The sequence below is a fragment of the Aeromonas sp. S13(2024) genome (assembly GCF_041402405.1).
GTDB classification, from domain to species: Bacteria; Pseudomonadota; Gammaproteobacteria; order Enterobacterales; family Aeromonadaceae; genus Aeromonas; species Aeromonas veronii.
In genome coordinates this window covers 205067-219929 of record NZ_JBGLRA010000005.1, presented here as the reverse complement: position 1 = coordinate 219929, position 14863 = coordinate 205067, and the positions used below count along the sequence as shown (strand labels likewise).

General features: G+C 59.3%; 12 protein-coding genes. 10 read left to right on the top strand and 2 right to left on the bottom strand.

The window, feature by feature from the left end:
* Nucleotides 1-55 precede the first annotated feature (55 nt).
* The gene (locus ACB042_RS10070) at nt 56-1393 is read right to left on the bottom strand and encodes an MATE family efflux transporter (protein ID WP_371178337.1); all 1338 of its coding nucleotides are present in this window, start codon (nt 1391-1393) and stop codon (nt 56-58) included.
* Between the two features lie 155 nt (nt 1394-1548).
* Between ACB042_RS10070 and mscM the strand changes: the two genes are divergently transcribed.
* From mscM to ACB042_RS10020, 10 genes are all read left to right on the top strand, one after another.
* Nucleotides 1549-4830, top strand: a complete 3282-nt coding sequence (mscM, locus tag ACB042_RS10065) for a miniconductance mechanosensitive channel MscM (protein ID WP_021229779.1) — start codon at nt 1549-1551, stop codon at nt 4828-4830.
* Nucleotides 4831-4854: 24 nt separating this feature from the next.
* Nucleotides 4855-5538 carry a glycerophosphodiester phosphodiesterase gene (locus tag ACB042_RS10060; protein ID WP_371178336.1) on the top strand — a complete coding sequence of 228 codons (684 nt, stop codon included), beginning with the start codon at nt 4855-4857 and terminating at the stop codon, nt 5536-5538.
* Between the two features lie 155 nt (nt 5539-5693).
* Nucleotides 5694-7571: a methyl-accepting chemotaxis protein gene (locus tag ACB042_RS10055; protein WP_021229777.1), complete on the top strand. Its 1878-nt coding sequence runs from the start codon at nt 5694-5696 to the stop codon at nt 7569-7571.
* Nucleotides 7572-8080: 509 nt separating this feature from the next.
* Nucleotides 8081-9865, top strand: coding sequence for a fumarate reductase (quinol) flavoprotein subunit (gene frdA, locus ACB042_RS10050; protein ID WP_005335056.1), 1785 nt, complete (start codon nt 8081-8083; stop codon nt 9863-9865).
* Entirely contained in the window at nt 9858-10592 is a 735-nt protein-coding gene (locus ACB042_RS10045; protein ID WP_005335057.1) for a succinate dehydrogenase/fumarate reductase iron-sulfur subunit, read from the top strand. The genes frdA and ACB042_RS10045 overlap by 8 nt, the downstream gene beginning before the upstream one ends.
* Nucleotides 10593-10608: 16 nt before the next feature.
* Nucleotides 10609-11007 carry a hypothetical protein gene (locus ACB042_RS10040; RefSeq protein WP_005335058.1) on the top strand — a complete coding sequence of 133 codons (399 nt, stop codon included), beginning with the start codon at nt 10609-10611 and terminating at the stop codon, nt 11005-11007.
* A gap of 10 nt (nt 11008-11017) precedes the next feature.
* Nucleotides 11018-11374 carry a fumarate reductase subunit FrdD gene (frdD, locus tag ACB042_RS10035; protein ID WP_040066869.1) on the top strand — a complete coding sequence of 119 codons (357 nt, stop codon included), beginning with the start codon at nt 11018-11020 and terminating at the stop codon, nt 11372-11374.
* Between the two features lie 252 nt (nt 11375-11626).
* Complete coding sequence (locus ACB042_RS10030) at nt 11627-12355, top strand: nucleoside recognition domain-containing protein (protein ID WP_005335061.1); 729 nt, start codon at nt 11627-11629, stop codon at nt 12353-12355.
* Nucleotides 12352-12819: a YjiG family protein gene (locus ACB042_RS10025; RefSeq protein ID WP_058059223.1), complete on the top strand. Its 468-nt coding sequence runs from the start codon at nt 12352-12354 to the stop codon at nt 12817-12819. The genes ACB042_RS10030 and ACB042_RS10025 overlap by 4 nt, the downstream gene beginning before the upstream one ends.
* A gap of 25 nt (nt 12820-12844) precedes the next feature.
* Entirely contained in the window at nt 12845-13969 is a 1125-nt protein-coding gene (locus ACB042_RS10020) for a M20 family metallopeptidase (protein WP_335811858.1), read from the top strand.
* Nucleotides 13970-14058: 89 nt separating this feature from the next.
* Here the strand turns inward: ACB042_RS10020 and ACB042_RS10015 are convergent, their stop codons facing one another.
* The gene (locus ACB042_RS10015; RefSeq protein ID WP_371178335.1) at nt 14059-14844 is read right to left on the bottom strand and encodes a substrate-binding periplasmic protein; all 786 of its coding nucleotides are present in this window, start codon (nt 14842-14844) and stop codon (nt 14059-14061) included.
* Between the last annotated feature and the right edge of the window lie 19 nt (nt 14845-14863).

The following is a 14863-nucleotide window of genomic DNA, read 5'->3' as shown; positions in this document are numbered from 1 at the left end:
CGAAACAGGCAGCCCATGGCTGCCTGTCTGCTATCTGCACGTCGAACCTGATTACCTATCCGGCCAGCGCGTGGGCGCCGGACTCCTGACGCATCGCCCGCCACATCACCAACACCAGCAGCGAACTGCACGTTGGCAATGCCAGCCAGACCCCGGGCACGCCCCACAGGGTCGAGAAGCCCCACAAGAAACCGCCGATCAGCACCAGCTTGCCACCGGTGAGCAGGGAAGCGATGCGGGCCCGGTTGATGGCCTGGAAGTAGGTGGCCCCCACCAGCAGCAAACCCTCCATCGGCAGCCCCCAGAAGTAGAGCCAGATCCCGAGGCTCGCCACCGGCAGCAAGGTGGCGTTGTCGCCGGCAAACAGATAGACCGCCGCCTCCGGCCACAGATAAAGCGGGAACATGGCGCACAGGGCGAGCCCCAACGTCACTCCGAGTGCCAGATTGCGGATCCGCAGCACCCGCCGCCAGTGACCGGCGCCCGCGTTGAAGCTGGCGATGGGCTGGATACCCATGGCGATCCCCTCAAACACCAGATAGAAGAAGGCCTCGGTGTAACTGATCACCCCGTAGGCCGCCACATGCAGCGAAGTGCCAACCGCCAGCAACGCCTTGTTGTGCAGCGCCAGCACCACAGAGAGATAGAGGTACATCAGAAAACTGGAGGCCCCGAGGCGCACCGTTTCGCCCATCAGCCGCAGATCAGGGCGCAAGGTGTCCCAGCTTATCCGCAGTTGGCTGCGCGGCGTGAAGAAGTGCCACAGGCAGGCGAGGCCCGTCACCGCCTGGGAGAGCATGGTGGCCGTCGCCACCCCGGCCAGTCCGAACGGAAACACCACCATCAGCAGATAGTCGAGCAGCACGTTGAGCAGCCCCCCGACTACCATGATGAGGGTGACAAATCCGGGGCGGCCATCGTTGCGCAGCAGCGAGCTGAACGCCATCGACAGCACCGCAAAGACGCCCAGCCAGGCGTAGGCCTGCAGGTAGGAGAGTCCGGCGGTGAAGATCTCCCCCTCCGCCCCCATCCAGGCCAGCATGGGCTCGCCATAGCGGATCCCGATAAAACTGAGCAGTGCCGAGGCCAGCAACACCATCACCAGGGCATTACCGACGATATGGCGGGCTTTGGCCGGGTTGCCCTGCCCCAGATAGAAGGAGACCAGCGACGAGGCCCCCATGCCGATCAGCGCCCCCACCGCATAGAGCACGGCGCAGATGGGATAAGCCAGCATCAGACCGGCCATGCCATCCTGACCCAGCACATGGCCAACGAAGATGCCATCGATGGTGACATAGATGCCGGTGATCAGCATGGCCGCCACGGTCGGGGTTACGTAACGCCAGAAAAGGCGAGATAGCGGGGCTGTGCCCAGATCAACAGCTGACATATTCGACTCGGTGGAGAGAAAGCGGCCGGGATCATAGCGAAACGGCAGCACGACTTCCTGTTATTTGTGTTATGAATCATTAATATAGACTGCTTTACCCGCCTCCCTGCCCTGTTTTAGGCTAGGGCCATCTCTTCTGAACGGAAACGAGCCTCATGTTGCAACGCCTGCTCACCCTCTTGCTGCTCTCCCTTATCTTGTTGCCGCCAGCCGTGCGCGCCGACGATGCCATTGCCCAGGCCGAATCCCTGTTGCAGAGCGTGCCCAAGAGCGACACCCCGGAAAACCAGAAGCTGCGGGAGAGCTACCAGCAGGCGCTGCAATTTGCCAGAGAGGCCGAGCGCTACCGTGAACAGAGCAAAGCCTATCAGCAGATCCTTATCGATTACCCCAAGGAGTCGGCACGCCTCAAGGAGAGCCTGCACAACTATCAGCCCGCCGCTCGCCCGCCGCTGGCGAGCCTCAAGGAGGAGGCGCTGCGCCAGGCCATAGGCCTGAGCAGCAACCGCCAGCTCAACCTGCGCAAGGAGCGGCAGGGGGTAATGGACAGCCTCAACCAGCTGGAGAGCACCGGGCAGGAGTATCACCTGCGGGTGGATGATCTGCGCAAACAGCTGCAACTGACCCGCAGCCAGCTGGAGCGACTGAGCTTCAGCAGCGAATCGGATCGCCAGCAGGAGGCACAACTGCTGCTGACCAGAATGAAGGAGCAGAGCCTCTCCGACCGGATCCAGATGCTGGAGCTGGAGCAGCTCTCGGCCCAGCAGCGCAACGATCTCGGCAAGCTGAAACTGCAGGAGCTCAATCTGGCCATCGCCGACGAGGATGAGTGGCAAGCCAGCCTGCTGACCCAGCAGAACCAGCTGCGGCGGGAGAAGACCGAGCAGGCGCTGGAGGAGAGCGAACGGCTGCGCAAACAGCTCACCACCGACATGCCGCTGCTGCTGGAGCAGCAACAGCAGAATCAGGCGCTCTCCATCCAGCTCGGCACACTGGAAGATCAAATTGAGCGGGTGCAGGATGAGCAGCGCAGCGTCGACAAAAATCTGTTTGAGCTGAATGAGCTGGTCAACTCGGTACGCGAACAGCTGGAGTGGCTGCAGATCAGTAATGCCTACGGCGAGAACCTGCGCAGCAAACTCTCCGATCTGCCTCCCCAGTTTCCCCTCGACAAGCTGGAGTCCGCCATCGTCAGCGCCCGCATGGCCAAGTACCAGTACGAGAGCGAGCAGGATGGGCTCAAGGATACCCGCCAGCTGCGCGACAAGCTGATGGCCGAAGAGGAGGTGACGCTCGATCGGCCGCAGCAAGCGGTGCTCGACAACCTGCTCAAGGCCCGGCGCCAGCTGCTGACCCGGCTCAACGACGCCTCCGACACCCTCATTCAGGAGCAGACTCGTCTCAAGCTGCTATACAGCCGCCAGAACAGCAAGATCGACGAGATCCGTGAAATAAGCGCCAGCCACCTGTTCTGGATGCCGGATGTGCGCCCCTTTACCCCACAGGTGATGCTCGGCATTCCCGCCGCGCTGACCCTGGCCTTCAACCCGGACAACTGGTTGCAACTGCCCTATGCCATCGCCGAAAACAGCCCGCTGAGCCTCACGCTGGCCGGTATTGGGCTGCTGGTGCTGGCCTGGAGCTGGTTCAAGCTGGCCCGTCATCTGAGCCTCTATTGCGACCATATTGCGCCGCGGATCGGCAAGGTGACCCAGGACAAATTCAGCCTCACCAGCCGCTTGTTGCTGCGCTCCCTGCTTGCCGCCCTCCCCTTGCCCGCCATGGTGCTGATGGTGCGCGGCCTGCTCGAAGGGGCCTGGCAATACCCGTTTGCAGTGGCGGTGGCGCGCGGCCTTGGCGAGATCTGGTTTCTGCTGCTGGCACTGGTGATGGCCCGCCACCTGACGCTGGAGCGGGGGATTTTGATCCACCACTTCCGCTGGCCCCGGGAACAGGTGCAAAAGGTGTGGGGGCAGTTTCGCACCCTGCTGCTGGTGCTGATCCCGAGTTTCTTCGTACAGGGGATGGCCAACAGCTATCAGGAGCACGCCTTCTACGACTCTCTCGGCCGGATGGCCTTCATGATCGGTGCACTCTGGCTACTGCTCTTCTTTGCCCGCCTCAACCGGGAGCGGCTGCCACTCACCTGGGGCCAGACCGACATGACCAAGCCCCATCTGCTGCACCACTTCATCTGGAACAGCCTGATGCTGGCGCCGCTGCTGGCGGTGATTGGCGCCCTGTTTGGCTACTTCTATACCTCGCGCACCCTGCTGCGCCAGCTGGAGCTTAGCCTGCTGATGGGGCTGGGTTGCCTGCTGGTCTACTATCTGGCCAGACGCTGGATGCTGATCCAGCGCCGCCGCCTCGCCTTCGAGCGTGCCAAGAGCAAGCGGGCCGAGATCCTGGCCCAGCGCGGCCGGGAAGAGGGGCATGACGAGCTCAGCTCCGAGACCCCGGACGTGGTGGAAGAGACTGAGCTGGATCTCGATACCATCAGCGCACAGTCGCTAGGGCTGGTGCGCACCCTGCTGATGCTGGGCTTCACCATGCTGGTGGTGGTGCAATGGTCGGATCTCAACTCCGCCTTCAGCTTCCTCAGCAATATCGAGGTGTGGCAGGTGAGCAGCAAGATTGGCGGCATCGAGCAGCTCTCGGCCATCACCTTGCAGGATCTGATGCTGACCGCCTTCGTTTTCATTCTGACCGTGGTGACTGCCCGCAACCTGCCGGGGCTGATGGAGCTGACCCTGCTGCAACACCTCAGCCTCTCCCCAGGTACCGGCTTTGCCCTCACGACCACCAGCAAGTATCTGGTGATCCTGATCGGTGCCCTCACCGGCTTCTCCATGCTCGGCATCGACTGGTCGAAGACCCAGTGGCTGGTCGCCGCCCTCTCGGTGGGGCTGGGTTTCGGTCTGCAGGAGATCTTCGCCAACTTTGTCTCCGGCCTAATCATCCTGTTCGAGAAGCCGATCCGACTCGGTGACACCGTCACCATCCGCGATCTCACCGGTACCGTCACCAAGATCAAGACCCGGGCCACCACCATAGTGGATTGGGATCGCAAGGAGATCATCGTGCCCAACAAGGCCTTCATCACCGAACAGTTCATCAACTGGTCGCTCTCCGATGCCATCACCCGGGTCAAACTGCGGATCCGGATCGGCCTGACCCGGGATCCGAAACTGGTGCAGCGCATTCTGGAGGAGTCCATCCAGGCATCGACCCTGGTATTGGAGACGCCGACCCCAGAGGTCTTCCTGATCGAATTCACCGACTCGGCACTGATCTACGAGATCCGCCTCTACGTCAACAACATGGATCACCGGATGCCCATCACTCACGAGGTTCACTCGCTGGTGCTGGAGAAGATGCAGCAGCAGGGACTTACCCTGCCCCATCAACAGATCGACATTCACCTGAGCCGCGGCTGATCCGCGAGGTAAAAGGAGCAGAACATGCAGATTATTGCCCATCGTGGCGCCAGCGGTCTGGCACCGGAGAACACCCTAAAGGCGATGGCCAAAGCGCTGGAGCTGGGAGCATCAGCCATCGAGATCGACGTGCAGGCGGCCGATGGCGAGTTGTGGGTCTTCCACGACCGGCGGCTGGAGCGCTGCACCAATGGCAAGGGGGTGCTGACCGAGCAATCGCGCTCCTATCTGGAGCAGCTCGATGCCGGTGAGGGAGAGGTGATCCCGACCCTGTGGCAGGTGATGGAGATCATCGCCGGACGCTGCGAGCTGCATATCGAGCTCAAGGGCGCCCATACCGCCGATGCGGTGGCAGCCCTGACCCGACGGGCAGAAGCCAAGCTGGGCTTTACTCCCGGCCAGTGGGTGGTCTCCTCCTTCCATCACCCGGAGCTGGCCCGATTTGCCGCCTTGCGGCCCGATATCCGGCTCGGTGCCCTGACCGCCAACCTGCCGCTCAACCTGGCGCAGGTTGCCGACGAGCTGGGGGCCTGGTCCATCAATTGCGATGTTGATTTTATCGACGCCGCGCTGGTCGATGATGCACATCGCCGGGGGCTCAAAGTTCTGGTTTATACCGTTGATTATCCAGAAGATTATGAAACGCTCTCTAGCATGGGGGTCGATGGAATCTTCACCAATCGACCAGATCGTTTTCTGACACAGTGAGGGGGCGATACGCGCATGGATAACCACTGATTTAGGCACTAACTTTAAATAGCTGACCGGGATACAAAGAGTTCAACTTCAGCCGATAAACAGAGGCTCATAACAATAACTAGATTCCACACACACTTCAGACTGACGCTCACAAGGATGTAACTATGAACTTATCCATTAAAAACAAGCTTGTTCTGGCTATCGGGGTCATCATTCTGGTGATCACCTGCCTGCAGGTCTGGTACAACACCTCGCAACTGCGCAGCGAGACCCAGCGACTGGTCTGGAACATCATCGACGAAAGCTCCATGGCCAACGTCAAGGGGATCTCCCGCTGGGTCGACTCCCGGATCAGCATGGTCAGCACCACCAAGGAAGCATTCGCCAAAGAAGACGAACCCATCAGTCATCTGGCCCAGTCCATGAATGCCGGTGGCTTCGATCTGGTCTATGCCGGTACCGCAGACGGCAAAATGATCCAGAGCAAACCAACCGATTTGCCCGCCGGTTATGACCCACGTCAACGCCCCTGGTACAAGGACGCGGCCGCGGCAGGCAAGCTGGTCATTACAGCCCCCTATGCCGACATCTCCACCGGCCAGCTGATTGTTACCATTGCCGAGCCGTTCCAGCGCGGCAATACCCAGGGGGTCATCGCCGGTGACGTTTCCATCAGCTCACTGATCTCGGACATTCTGGCGGTCACCACCGAGGGCACCTACGCCATGCTGGTAGACAGCAATGGCACCATCATCGCGCACCCCGATGCCTCCCTGAGCCTCAAATCCGCCACCGCTCTGGCACCGGAACTGACTGCCGCCTACATCAATCAGGTCGCCCATGACGGCATGATCAACGAGCTGGTGATCAGCGGCAAGAAAGAGGTCTACGACTTTAATGCCATTCCCAATACCAACTGGTATTACGGCATGATGGTGGATGAAGAGATCGCCTACCAGTCGGTACGCCGCATGGTTACCTCCTCCCTCATTCAGGGGCTTATCACGATACTGATCGTGGCAGGCTTCTCCTATGTCGCCATCAACGGCTCGCTGGCCCCTCTGAAAACCCTGGGCGAAGCTATTGCCGATCTCTCCCGTGGCAACGGCGATCTGACCCGCCGGATCAAGATTGAACGTGAGGATGAAGTAGGCGCGGTTGCCAAACACGTCAACACCTTCATCGAGCGGATCCATGTGATGGTGCAGGATATCTCCAACTCCTCCGGCCAACTCAACCAGCAGGCCAAGTCCTCCCACAGCATGGCGGAGAAGGCCAATCAGGGGCTGGCACGCCAGCAAAATGAGATCTCCCAGATCGCCACTGCGGTACACGAGATGTCGGCCACCGCGGTCGAGGTTGCCAGCAACGCCGAGCAGACCGCCGAAGCAGCCCGCAGCTCCTCCAGCAGTTGCGAGCATGGCAAGCAGGTGATCGCCCGCAATCAGCGCTCCATCACCGATCTGGCCACCCAGGTGGAACAGGCCTCCAACATCATTCAGGAACTGGAGAAAAACGCTCAGGAGATCAACACCATCCTCTCCACCATTCAGGGCATCGCCGAGCAGACCAACCTGCTGGCACTCAACGCCGCCATCGAGGCGGCACGTGCCGGTGAGCAGGGTCGCGGCTTTGCGGTCGTAGCCGACGAGGTGCGCGTCCTGTCACAGCGTACCCACAGCTCCACCGTCGAGATCCGCAATATGATCGAAACCCTGCAACGCAATACCCAGGGAGCGGTCAGCACCATGCACGAAGGCCAGCTGCTGGCCCAGAACAGCGTGGATGACGCCAACAACGCCACCCATGCGCTGGAGCAGATCACCACCTCGATCAACCAGATCTCCGACATGGCGACCCAGATCTCCAGCGCGGCTGAAGAGCAGCGGGCCGTCACCGACGAGGTAAGTCGCAACATTCAGGCAGTGAAAGATGTCTCGGACGAACTGGCAGTGGATGCTGACAGCTCACGCCATCTCTCTGAACAACTTAAAAATATTTCGGGTGAACTGAGCAATCAGGTCGGCATGTTCCGCATTTGAGCATGAGCAAAAGGGGCCGTAAAGGCCCCTTTTATTTTTCTAAATAGCGCTTAATTTTCAGTGAGTAATCTCACATTACCCGCCAAATCCCCCGCCTTGAAATCCTTGTAATTCGTCTGGAATTATCAGATCACCTCCGTAGTCACCGCAGCATTTCGGATTACCTATTTCTATCCGAATAGATGAATGCCAATAATTCTCATTAAAAAATTACAATAAAAAACTTAAAATTTTTTTCGCGAGTACCTAAAAAGAGAGGTGATTCGCATTTTATTGAAAGAAAACTACGTACAATCCAGAAGTTAAAGTGCTCGTAGCTAGGTGTTCAACTGCTCAGTAACACCAAAAAATGACGATAATAACGACATTTTCATCCAGGGATTTGGGTGTTTTATAGAAAAATAACCAATAAAAAGGGAATAAAACCTAGCAGTTTGACTTGCATCAAGCCTGAATTTTTTTCATAGAGCAAAATCGTGCCCAGCAAATCTATCCCTAAGGAGGCAGATGTGGATATTATCAAGACCGATGTGGCCATCATCGGTGCTGGCGGTACCGGCTTACGCGCCGCTATCGCTATAGCCGAATCACAGCCAGACCTGGACATCGCCCTGATTTCCAAGGTTTACCCGATGCGCAGCCACACGGTTGCTGCCGAAGGCGGCGCCGCCGGTGTCGTCCGTGATGACGACTCCCTCGAAAACCACTTCAACGACACCGTCTCCGGTGGTGACTGGCTGTGCGAGCAGGACGTAGTGGAATACTTCGTCAACAACGCAACCAAAGAGATGATCCAGCTGGAGCACTGGGGTTGCCCCTGGAGCCGCAAGCCGGATGGTAAAGCCAACGTGCGTCCGTTTGGTGGCATGAAGGTTCCCCGTACCTGGTTCGCCGCAGACAAGTCCGGTTTCCATATTCTGCACACCCTGTTCCAGACCTCCGTCAAATACCCGAGCATCAAGCGCTTCGACGAGCATTTCTGTCTTGATCTGATCGTGGACGACGGCCGTGTCCAGGGCGTACTGACCTTCGACATCCAGAACGGTATCACCCGCTTCATCCAGGCCAAATCCGTGATCGTGGCAACCGGCGGTGCTGGCCGTGTCTATCGCTACAACACCAACGGTGGCATCGTCACCGGCGACGGCATGGCACTGGCCTACCGTCACGGCGTACCGCTGCGTGATATGGAGTTCGTCCAGTATCACCCGACCGGTCTGCCGGGCACCGGCATCCTGATGACCGAAGGTTGTCGTGGTGAGGGTGGCGTCCTGCTGAACAAGGATGGCTACCGCTACCTGCAAGACTACGGCTTGGGCCCGGAAACCCCGATCGGCCAGCCGAAGAGCAAATACATGGAACTGGGTCCGCGCGACCGCGTTTCCCAAGCATTCTGGCAAGAGCAGCAGAAAGGCCGCGTCATTCAGGGCCCGATGGGCGATGTGGTTCACCTCGACCTGCGTCACCTTGGCGAGAAGTACCTGAAAGAGCGTCTGCCGTTCATCTGCGAACTGGCCAAAGCCTACGTCAACGTGGATCCGGCCAAAGAGCCTATCCCGGTACGTCCGACTGCCCACTACACCATGGGTGGTATCGAGACTGACAACAAGTGTGCCACCCGTCTGCCCGGCCTCTACGCCGCGGGCGAATGTGCCTCCGTCGGTCTGCACGGTGCCAACCGTCTGGGTTCCAACTCCCTGTCCGAGATCGTGGTATTCGGCAAGCTGGCCGGTGAGCAGGCAGGTGAATTTGCCAAGACTCAGAAGCATGGCAATACCGAAGCGCTGGCCGCCAAGGCCGAGGCGCTCATCAAGCAGCACCTCTCCCTGATGGACGTAGACGGTACCGAAAACCCGGCAGACATCCGCAACGAACTGGGCATGTCCATGGAAGCCGGCGTCGGTATCTACCGTACCGAAGAGCTGATGCAGGGCACCATCGACAAGATCAACGAGCTGAAAGCCCGTTACAAGAAGGTCAAGATCAACGACAAGTCCTCTGTCTTCAACACCGATCTGCTGTACGCCATCGAACTGGGTTACATGCTGGACGTGGCTGAAGCCATGGCGCACTCCGCCATCAATCGTAAAGAGTCCCGCGGTTCCCACCAGCGTCTGGATGGTTACGAAGAGCGCGATGACGTGAACTTCCTCAAGCACACGCTCTCGTTCTACAAAAATGGCGAAACGCCCTCCATCGATTACTCCGATGTGAAGATCACTAAGTCCCAGCCGGCAAAACGCGTGTACGGCTCCGAGGGTGAGAAACAAGACGAGGCTAAGAAGAATGGCTGAGATGATTGAAATTGAGATCCTGCGCTACCGTCCGGAACAGGATAACGAGCCCTGGATGCAAACCTTCCAGGTGCCATACCAGAGAGAGATGTCTCTGCTGGACGCCCTGCAGTACATCAAGGATCACCTGGACTCTACCCTGAGCTTCCGCTGGTCCTGCCGGATGGCGATCTGCGGCTCCTGCGGCATGATGGTCAACGGTGTGCCCAAGCTGGGTTGCAAGGCGTTCCTGCGCGACTATCTGCCGGGCAAGATGACCGTCGAGCCGCTCAACAACTTCCCGATCGAGCGCGATCTGGTGGTCGACATGTCCGACTTCATCGAGAAGCTGGAGAGCATCAAGCCGTACATCATCCCGAGCGAGCCTCGCAGCCTGTGTGATGGCGAGTACATCCAGACTCCGGCCCAGATGGCGCAGTACAAGCAGTTCTCCCAGTGCATCAACTGTGGTCTCTGCTACGCAGCCTGCCCGCAGTACGGCATCAACAAGAAGTTCACCGGTCCGGCGGCACTGGCTCTGGCCTATCGCTACAACGTCGACAACCGTGATGCTGGTGCCAAAGAGCGTATGCGCATCATCAGCCAGGACGAAGGCGTCTGGGGCTGTACCTTCGTGGGCTACTGCTCCGAAGTGTGCCCGAAGGGCGTCGATCCGGCGGCGGCCATCCAGCTTGGCAAGGTCGAAAGCGCCAAGGACTACATGATCGCCATGTTCAAGCCAGATTGAGAGCAGGATTGAGACCATGAACAACACTGATAGCAAACGTAAACCTTACGTCCGCGAAATGAAGAAAGACTGGTGGCTGAAGAACGCCTTCTACACCGGTTACATGATCCGTGAAGGCACCAGTATCTTCGTCTCCATCTACGCCGTTGTGCTGATGTGGGGCCTGATGCGCCTGGTTCAGGGTCAGGAAGCGTTCAACGGCTGGCTGGAATCCCTGCAAAGCCCGATCGCCATCCTGTTCCATGTCGTCGCTCTGGCGGCGTGCCTGTTCCATGCCAAAACCTGGTTCGCCCTGGCGCCGAAAGCCATGCGTATCTTCCGTGGTGAAGACCTGGTACCGGAGAAGCCGATCGTTCTCGCCCAGTATGTGGCGCTGGCGGTGGTGTCCCTGCTTGTCCTGATCATCGTGGCCTGAGGAGAAAACAATGAGACGTTCTGACGAACCAATTTACTGGGGTCTGTTTGGTGCGGGTGGCATGGTCGTTGCCATGCTGCTGCCGGTCATTGTCCTCATCACCGGTCTGCTGGTGCCCATGGGCATCATGGACGTGGAAACCATGAGCTATGACCGCGTGCACGCGTTCGCCAGCTCTTGGTGGGGTGCCTGCATCCTGCTGGTGATCATCGCCCTGCCAGTCTGGCACGGCATGCACCGTATCTACCACGGTCTGCACGATCTGGGGATCCACACCACCAAGCTGCACCACTATGTATTTTATGGCTTTGCCTTCCTGGTATCTGCCATTACCGTCGGCCTGCTGATGGTGCTGGTACTCCAGTAATCACATCTGACTGATTGAGCAAACCGGGCCTCGTGCCCGGTTTTTTATTGCCCCGCTATCCCGCCTCTGCTTTTTACTCACTCAAATAATTCGATAAAAACCAGATTATCGTCCAAGCATATGGCGATCGCAGTCACATAACCCCAATACATTCGTCATTTGTAGCAAACCATTTTGACCACCATCAATTTAGTGATATCCATATCAATTATAATTATTCAGATTAAATAATTATTCATATGGAGCTAGCTAATGACAGACAAAACACGCTCGGTGAGCATAGGCAGTTACCTGGCACTGGCCTTCGCCGTGGTCTTCTTCTCCGGACTGTTGCAATCCGGCGAGTGGTACGGGGTATTCGATTTCACCACGCTGAACGGCTCGTTCGGCACCATGGTCCAGAGCGTCAGCGAGAATGGTGACGGCATCAAGACCGCCATGACCGACATGCGCGGCAAGGGGGGCAACGGGGCGAGAGACGGCTTTCTGTTCGCCCTGACCCTGATCCCCACCGTTATGTTCGCCCTCGGCATGATCAATGTGCTGGAACACTACGGTGCGCTGGAAGCGGCCCGCAAGTTGCTGACCCCGCTGCTGCGCCCGCTGATGGGGATCCCGGGCAACACCGGCCTCGCCCTTATCGCCTCCCTGCAGAGTACCGATGCCGGTGCCGCCATGACTCGTCAGCTCAAGGATGAAGGGCTCATCACCAAGCGTGAAACCGACGTATTCACCATGTTCCAGTTCTCCGCTGGTGCCACCATCGTCAACTTCTTCTCCTCCGGCGCCGTGCTGTTCACCCTGACACTGGCAGATGGCAGCCCGGCGGTCAGCTCCTCCATCGGTCTGGCTGTCATCGTGATGTTCGCCTTCAAATTTGTCGGGGCCAACCTGTTCCGGGTCTACCTCAATATGAGCGAAGGCAAGCAGACCGATAACAACACCCAGCAGACCCTCAACACTCAGGAGCAAGCCAAATGAGCCAGGCCAACATCAAGAAACCCATCGTCACCGATATCTTCGTCGAAGGGGCCAAGAAGGGCTGGGTTATCGCCACCACCTCCACCGTACCCAACGTACTGATGGCCTTCGTCATCATCAAGGCGCTGCAGATCACCGGCGCGCTGGATGCCATGGGCGCCATCTTCTCCCCCATCATGGCCATCTTCGGGTTGCCCGGTGAGGCGGCAGCCGTGCTGATCGGCGCCTGGATGTCGATGGGCGGTGCAGTCGGTGTGGTCATCACCCTGTTCGATCAGGGGATCCTCAACGGCACTCACATCGCCATTCTGGCGCCAGCCATCTACCTGATGGGCTCCCAGGTGCAGTACATGGGCCGCATCCTCGGCTGCATCGGCACCGAAGGGCGTTATATCCCCATCATGGTCGCCATCTCGGTACTCAACGCCTTCGGCGCCATGCTGGTGATGAACATCCTTCTCTGACCCGAACCTGATAGTGGAGCAAGCAATGACTTTTTCTCTGGATCAATACCTGACCGAACTGGCCCCCCTGATCAATCTGGATTGCGGATCCCTGCACCAGCCCGGCATTGCGGCAGTGGCCGACCTGATGGCCGCCAAATATGAGGCGATGGGCGGCTGGCAGATCAAGCGGGTCGATTGCGGCATCGCCGGGGTCGGACTGGAGATCCGCAACCAGCCGCAGGCCGAGCAGATCGACATCATGCTGATCGGTCATATGGATACCGTCTTCCCGGTCGGCACCGCCGCCACCCGCCCGATGAGCATCGATGGTGAGCGCGCTTACGGCCCCGGTGTCTCCGACATGAAATCCGGCCTGCTCAACATCGTCTATGCCCTGCGTGAACTGCCCCGCGAGGTGCGCGATCGCCTGAGCATCTGCGTCTGCATGAACCCGGATGAGGAGATTGGCTCCCTGCACTCCAGCGACTGGCTGGCAACGGTGGCCAAACAGGCAAAACAGGTGCTGGTGGCCGAAGCGGCCCGCGCCGATGGCTCGCTGGTCAAGGCGCGCAAGGGGATGGCCCGTTATCGCATCGACTTCACCGGCAAGGCGGCTCACGCGGGCAACGAACCGCAGAAGGGGCGCAGCGCCATCACCGAGCTGGGCCACTGGATCCTGGCCATCAACGCCCTGACCAACTTCGAGAGCGGCACCACCCTCAACATCGGCATTGTCGAGGGGGGCAATGGCGCCAACATAGTGCCGGCCCATGCCAGCGCTGTGGTAGACGTCCGTTTCTGGGACAATCAGGAGTACCACCAGATCGACGATCATCTGCTGACCCTGGCCGAGCGGCCGCATCTGGACGGTGTCACCATCCAGCTGACCCGCGAGGCCCACAAACCGGCCATGGTGCCGTCAGAGGGCACCCAGGCACTGATGCAGCTGGTGGAGGAGTGTGGCGCCGAACTGGGGCTGCCGATCAGCTGGCAGGAGGTGGGGGGCGGCTCCGATGCCAACCTGACCGCCGCCCTCGGCATCCCCACTCTGGATGGTCTGGGCCCCATCGGTGCCGGTTTCCACAGTGACGAGGAGTATCTGGATCTGGCCAGCATTGCCCCGCGCATCGAGCTGCTGGTGAAGGTACTGACCCGTCTGGCGGCCTGACAGCCTCTCACGTAAAAAAGGGCCAGCCGGTTTGCACCGGCTGGCCCTCTGTTTATCTGCGCCCCCTGAATGACAGCAACCCTTCGCTATTACTCCATCGGCGGCAAGAAGCGGCGCATCACCTCATCCGTATGCCCCCCTTCCTGAAACGCCACCAGCGACTGATTGAGGATGTTCACCAGCTGGTGACCGCGGGGGGAACCCTTGCTCACCAGCAGATAGAATCCCTTGCGGCTGGGCAGGGCGAGATTGAGCAACCCGCTCTCGCTGCGGTAGATGCCAAGGCTGATGCCTGCCACCAGAGGTTCGATTTCGCTTGGCAGAAAGTCGCAGCGATCCCGCTCCAGCATATCGAGCGCCTGCTGCAACTGCTTGACCCTGCGTGGCTCCTGCGCAAGCCCGTAGGGTGTGTAGTTGTAGCCTATCACCCCGCACACCCGGGAACGATTGACCGTCTGCAGATCCGGCGGTTCGGGGTAGCGGCGCTTGAGATAGAAGAAACCGAGGTGTGTGTAGTAGAGGGGCACGCTGTAGAAGGCAAACTCGGCCCGCTCCGGCTTGTAGCTGGCATCCCAGGTCAGCTCGCACAGACCATTCTGGCGATAATCCGCCAGCTCCTGCTGCACCCGCGCCCAGGGCAGATAGCGGATCTGGTGCGAGAGCCCGCTCTGTTGCAATGCATCGAGCACCAGCGTCGTCGCCGAACCGGTCAGGCGGCTGGTATCGGGCACACCGTCCTTGCGCTCCCAGTAGGTAAAGGGGGCCCACTCGTTGCCCTCCCCCAGACAGATCTTCACTGGCGGCTCTTGCCCCCATAGCGCGGGGGACAAGATAGCCATCGCCAATCCCGCCCACCATGTTGCCGCTCGTGTCATCTCCCGCTCCCGGACTGTT